Source organism: Microvirga massiliensis (genome assembly GCF_001006805.1).
Lineage (GTDB): Bacteria > Pseudomonadota > Alphaproteobacteria > Rhizobiales > Beijerinckiaceae > Microvirga > Microvirga massiliensis.
On sequence record NZ_LN811361.1, the window covers coordinates 278,489 to 282,822 of the forward strand.

General features: G+C 63.5%; 5 protein-coding genes and 2 pseudogenes. 4 read left to right on the forward strand and 3 right to left on the reverse strand.

The genetic code is table 11. The annotated features are described in order from the left end of the window. A partial coding sequence (locus BN1233_RS45060) for a transposase (RefSeq protein WP_147707644.1) occupies positions 1 to 182 on the forward strand: 182 nt, incomplete at its 5' end. Between the two features lie 406 nt (positions 183 to 588). Here the strand turns inward: BN1233_RS45060 and BN1233_RS50020 are convergent. From BN1233_RS50020 to BN1233_RS30815, 3 genes and pseudogenes are all read right to left on the reverse strand, one after another. Then, positions 589 to 741, reverse strand: a pseudogene (locus BN1233_RS50020) (thioredoxin reductase); the annotation flags it as partial. A gap of 5 nt (positions 742 to 746) precedes the next feature. After that, complete coding sequence (locus BN1233_RS30810) at positions 747 to 1,073, reverse strand: hypothetical protein (protein WP_046867463.1); 327 nt, start codon at positions 1,071 to 1,073, stop codon at positions 747 to 749. 137 nt (positions 1,074 to 1,210) lie between these two features. After that, positions 1,211 to 1,609: a thioesterase family protein gene (locus BN1233_RS30815; protein WP_046867464.1), complete on the reverse strand. Its 399-nt coding sequence runs from the start codon at positions 1,607 to 1,609 to the stop codon at positions 1,211 to 1,213. Between the two features lie 612 nt (positions 1,610 to 2,221). On the opposite strand from BN1233_RS30815, the pseudogene BN1233_RS30820 reads away from it, so the two are divergent. The 3 genes and pseudogenes from BN1233_RS30820 to BN1233_RS30830 all read left to right on the forward strand — a co-directional run. Continuing rightward, positions 2,222 to 2,446: pseudogene (locus BN1233_RS30820) on the forward strand (thioredoxin reductase); the annotation flags it as partial. 500 nt (positions 2,447 to 2,946) lie between these two features. Then, a complete protein-coding gene (locus BN1233_RS30825) occupies positions 2,947 to 4,098 on the forward strand; it encodes an efflux RND transporter periplasmic adaptor subunit (protein WP_063776670.1) in 1,152 nt (383 codons plus the stop codon). A gap of 11 nt (positions 4,099 to 4,109) precedes the next feature. Further along, positions 4,110 to 4,334, forward strand: a 225-nt coding sequence (locus BN1233_RS30830) for an efflux RND transporter permease subunit (RefSeq protein WP_046867466.1), incomplete at its 3' end; no start/stop codon positions are given.

A 4,334-nucleotide genomic window follows, 5' to 3' on the forward strand; every position in this document is an offset into this window, starting at 1 on the left:
GCTGTACCAGCATGGTGTTACCGAAGCGGTGGATCGTTGAGCGAACCTTTGGCTGGTTGGGCCGCTGCCGTCGGCTCGCCAAGGACGTGGAGAACCTCACCCGCACTCAACTGGCCTTTGTGCAGCTTGCCATGATCCGCCTCATGACCCGCAGGATCGCAAGGCTTTGTCAAAGCTCATGAACAACTCGGACCGGCTCTAAGCGGCGTGGCAGCCCAATCTACACCTACTCACGGGGGAGCGCTAATCGTTTTGCACCCCGCCTGTCCTCCCATTGCCCTTGCCATGAATTTCATTGCCCTTGCCATGAATTTCGGTCCGGGCCGAACCTAGGCTTTTCCGTGCCCGATTTTTAAGATTGGCAATGCTTAGTCGAACCAAGGAGCATGGCCGCGACCCATGCAAACAGTCATGTAAATTTGGCCCGGGATTGAGGGTGACGAGCGATTGAACCCCATCTGCATGGTGGATGCGGACGAAGTGCACTTTAACCGGAGATCCGGTCCTGGTGTCGAGGAGGTAAGCCGACATTCACTGCGGGCGCTATGCGGCAGATCCTCACTTTCCGTCCGCAAGGCGCGGGAGCACTCAGAAGACGAGGGAGCGATGTACCTGCACCCCGGCCCACGCGCCATCACCCACGGCAAGAGAGACCGAGTGTGGCACATGGGCTGCGTCGCCGCATGCGAAGGCGCCGGGAACGGAGGTCTCCTTCGTCGCACCCGTCCGGATCTGGAACCCAAGGGCTATCGCCTGATGGCGGGATCGCCCTCGGCGATGCCCTTGTCCTGCGCAATGGCCGAGGCACACGCTGCTGTGCTGATGGCTTCCTGGGCCGCCTTGAGGTTCATGAGAACCCTCGCCGTCAGGTTCTCACCTGCGAACGTGTCGTCGATGGACGGCAATCTCCTGCGGCGCGGCGTGGCTGGCACGACGCTTGGGTCCAGCAGCCTCAGCACGTGATCGACGGCGGCGACATCCTTGTCAAACTGCGCGATCTCCAGCATCAACGCCTGGCACCGTTCACTCAGCTCTCCACGCCTCCTCAGCAGCGCATCAACGACACCCGCCATTTCACGCTCCACTCGCCTCGAATTGTGCAAGGCTACCCTGCACAATTGGCCAGCAGACCTTACCCGATCAGGTCACGGAGATCTGGTGGTGTTTGCTACCGAATGCCGGTTCGTTCCTACGGGCTGGCTTACTTTGGCTACGACCGACGCTTGGTCACGAGGCTTTGGCCAAGGCGGCTGAGATCGACGACCATGCGTTCGTGCGTGCCGCGTCCGATCTCCTCGACCTCGTCTCTCGCGACGACGCTGAACGCGACGCGGCGACCGTTGACCTGTGTGACCTCCGCTTCGGCATGCACCTGATGACCGACTGGCGTTGCCGCGAGGTGACGTACGCTGACTTCAGTGCCAACGGCGCTCTCCCCCGGTTCAAGGAAATCGCGAATGGCGTTCAGCGCCGCGTTTTCCATGATCAGGATCATTACGGGCGTCGCAAGAACCGGCGGCAATACCGCATCCTTGAACCGGTTGGCGAGATGTTGAGGCCCGATCACGAGCGTGAAGGTGCCCTTGGCTCCAACGGGGATCGAACGCACGCTGTTTCTCCTCTAATGCTCGTCCCTTGGTCGAGAGCGTCGGCTCAGCCGATGCGCGTGTGAATCCGTTCCATCTGGTAGCACCCACCCTGGCGCGCGTGGCGAAAGCGGTGAGGCAGGCGAAGTGGTCACGATGCAACCACGAAGACGGCGATAAGACGGCGGTGGAACGCAGCGCAATGAGCGCCATGCCGCCCGGCGAAAGCCGCCAAAGAGCCACCCGCAAAATGACCCCGGGCCAAATGAGCTCCGCCAAATGGTCGCCACCGGAATGGCCGCGACGACCGGTAAATGCGCCGCTCGGCATTACGGCACATCCCAGGTCGAGAGCCATGACGGTCCTCTTGACCACTTTCGGCATGTTCGCTCGAGACAATTGTTCGCGCCCGTGCTGGTCCGGAATGCAGAGCACCGAGAGGCGCTCCTGCGCCGGGCGACGGCACCCTGCCCATCGAAGCGGCCGCGCGGCTGCTCGGGATCACGCGCGAGGCCATCGACGAGCGGCGGCACGCCGGCACCATGCTCGCCATCCGGAAAGGAGACGACTGGCGTTATCCCGCCTGCCAACTCCAAGACGGTGAGGTCTTGCGCGGCCTGCCCGAGGTCGTGCGTGGCGTGGCGCTCGACCGAAGGGGCTTCGTGTTGACCGGCAGCGAGACGAACGGCGCAAGCCGGCCGTTGGAGACGAGCGTGCGCGGCGTGTTCGCAATTGGTGACGTGCGCTCGGGTTCGATCAAGCGCGTCGCCGCGGCAGTCGGCCAAGGTGCACAGGTGGTGGCGACGCTCCACGCCGTTTTGGCCGTGGCCGATCGCCCGCCATCAGGCCATCCCTCGTAATGCCACACTTTGTCGAATACAGTTGCGTTCTCGTTCTCGCGGCGCAGTCCGTGGGGGTTGGGGAGAGCAGCAGGCGCACTCATGTCGTTCGGCGGGCCCGGCATCCGGACGGACGCCAGCAGGTTCGCTCCCGTGGAAAAGCGTCGTGGCCGCCATTGAAGAAACCATTCTCGATGAAGGATCGAACGAGTGCTGCTGCTGACCAAGCGACAGGAGACGCGACCTTGCACATGCGGCTGCAAGCGATCGGCTCGCCCGCGCTCCAACGGTATTGTGGCACGTACTATCGCACGTGACGGAGCGGGAATCCTGGTTGTCTTCACAGCGCTGGCTACCCTGCTGGCTTATCCGTTCTGGGTCTTCGAACCAGGCTGTGGTCGTCAGACTGCCACCTTCATCGAGCACAGTGCCGGCATGGGCGGGCGTGCAGCCGCGGCCCTCCTCGGCAGCCTACGGGGAGGATTCATAACGGCGGCCATTGCAACACCACGGAGGATGCCATGATCTGCTCCAGGATCGCCTCGGCCACCGTCCTTGCCGTCCTGCTTCTCCCGATACCTTCCTTCGCCCAAGCTCCTGCGCCACCGACGGTCACCGTCGCCAAGCCGGTCGTAAAGGATATCATCGAACGGGACGATTTCATCGGCCGCTTCGAGGCGATCGACGAGGTCGAGATCCGCGCCCGCGTCTCCGGCTATCTCGAAAAGGTTCTCTTCACCGACGGAGCACTGGTCAAGGAGGGCGACCCGCTCTTCACGATCGACCCGCGACCCTATCAGGCTGCGCTCGAGCAGGCCGAGGCCACGGTCGCTTCGGCGCAGGTCCGGGTCGAGTTCGCGTCGAACGACCTGGAGAGGGCCGAGTCCCTGCGCCGATCCAACAACATCGCCGAGCAGCTTCTCGATCAGCGCCGGTCGAATTACCTGACGGCACGGGCCGAGCTGGACAGGGCACAGGCAGCGCTTCGCAACGCCCGCCTGGATCTCGAGTTCACCGAGATCAGGGCGCCGCTGGCGGGCCGGATCTCGCGCAAGCTCGTCTCCGCAGGCAATCTCGTCAATGCCAACCAGACGATCCTCACCAACATCGTCTCGCTCGATCCCATCCACTTCTACTTCGACGTCGACGAGCGCTCATACCTTGCCTACTCGCGCCAGATGGCAGGCGGGACGAGAACTTCGACGCAGGCTGTTCCCAATCAAGTCCAGTTGACGATGACCGATGAGCGCGAGGCGCACAGGACGGGTCGACTCGATTTCGTCGACAACCGCCTCGACGCGGCAAGCGGCACGATCCGGGCGCGCGCCGTCTTCGAGAACAAGGACCTTTTCCTCACGCCAGGCCTGTTCGGCCGCGTCAGCGTCAGCGGCTCGGATCCCTACCAGGGAGTGCTCGTTCCCGACGAATCGGTCGGCAGCGACCAGGACCGCCGGATCGTCTTCGTCGTCGGCGAGGACAACAGCGTAGCGACGCGGTCGGTCCGTCTCGGGCCGCGCATCGATGGCTACCGGGTGATTCGATCGGGGTTGAAGGGCGACGAGACGGTCGTGATCAATGGCCTCGCGCGCATTCGCCCCGGCATCAAGGTCACTCCCCAGATGTCGACGCTCCCTCCCATCCGTGAAGCGATGGTCCGCAATTCGGACGACTGACGGAGCACCCGATGCGGTTTGCTCACTTCTTCGTGGACCGGCCGATCTTCGCGACGGTTCTCTCGATCGTGCTGGTTTTGCTCGGCGGAATCGCCTATACGACGCTCCCGGTCGCGCAGTATCCGGAGATCGCTCCACCGACGATCGTCGTGCGGGCGAGCTACCCCGGCGCGGACGCCCAGACCGTTGCGGCCACCGTCGCGACCCCGCTCGAGCAACAGGTCAACGGGGTCGAG

Bases quoted from the DNA above. Each gene is read 5' to 3' on its own strand.
- BN1233_RS30810 (WP_046867463.1), bottom strand. From the start codon at position 1,073: ATGGCGGGTGTCGTTGATGCGCTGCTGAGGAGGCGTGGAGAGCTGAGT.
- BN1233_RS30825 (WP_063776670.1), top strand. From the start codon at position 2,947: ATGATCTGCTCCAGGATCGCCTCGGCCACCGTCCTTGCCGTCCTGCTT.